The sequence below is a fragment of the Nostoc sp. UHCC 0252 genome (assembly GCF_034931145.1).
Lineage (GTDB): Bacteria > Cyanobacteriota > Cyanobacteriia > Cyanobacteriales > Nostocaceae > Nostoc.
This window is the reverse complement of record NZ_JAYGHE010000139.1, coordinates 6,500-7,386: the sequence shown is the minus strand read 5'-3', so window position 1 is coordinate 7,386 and position 887 is coordinate 6,500. Positions and strand designations below refer to the sequence as shown.

Genomic DNA, 887 nt, shown 5'->3' with positions numbered 1-887 from the left:
GGCTATTTGAAATAATTTGTATCAATTTATTTTCAAAATCCTACAAAAATCAGCTATTGTGGCTACGCCGAATTACCTTTTCATATTACGGCTACGCCTTATATTTTTTAGTGTGGCAGCTTCGCTGGTCTTCTTATTCAAGCTAATGCTAAAAAATCTGGCTATTACAGCTACGCCGAACTATTATTTTGTGCGCTAGCTTCGCTGAATCAGAGAATTTTCATATAGCGGCTACGCCATTTGTACCGACTCTGTAGCGGCTACGCCGAACCAGAATTTACCGACTGCTTGATTTTATCAAATTCCGGCTACGCCGTTGCTATCCTCCCCTGTAAGTTGTAGGATGATCAGCAGCACGGCTACGCCTTTGTACTCTCGCCCCCAGCCTCTCGCTTTGCCTCCGTACATACGTAGTGCAGAAAACTCCCCCACCCCCGTATTTGGGCTAGAAGCAAGCCGTGCCTTTTGCCTACGGCAAACCTCGCTCCGCTCGGACGACAGGCTTGCCAAAGTGGGAAGTGTCCCCCTTTGGATACCCCCTCTCATACCTCCCACAGTTATGCGCCCAAAACTGTCCAAAAACCTGCTTCGCACTAAGACATTAGAAGCTCGTGTTAACGCAATCGAACACGACATGATTAAGCTAAAAGCATCAGACGCGGGACTAAGCATTGCTGAATTAACTAGACGCAGTGTTTTACTAAAACCATTGCCCAAACGACTGAGCAAAATAACCCTAGCTACTTACCGAGAATTAGTCCGCATCGGCAGCAATATTAATCAACTCACTAGAGCTACTAACACAGCTATTAAAATGGGACTGCGACCACCAGCAGATCCAGAGCAGCTAAAACAGCTACAAAAACTCTTACAACAAATTGGTCGAG

At 45.8% G+C, this 887-nt stretch carries 2 protein-coding genes; one reads left to right on the top strand and one right to left on the bottom strand.

Features of this window, described 5'->3' with window-relative positions; all coding sequences use genetic code 11:
* Positions 1–297 precede the first annotated feature (297 nt).
* Positions 298–546: a hypothetical protein gene (locus VB732_RS34990; protein WP_323235399.1), complete on the bottom strand. Its 249-nt coding sequence runs from the start codon at positions 544–546 to the stop codon at positions 298–300.
* Positions 547–559: 13 nt separating this feature from the next.
* On the opposite strand from VB732_RS34990, the gene VB732_RS34985 reads away from it, so the two are divergent.
* Positions 560–887 (top strand): plasmid mobilization protein (locus VB732_RS34985; protein ID WP_323235398.1); only part of this gene is annotated, 328 nt, incomplete at its 3' end.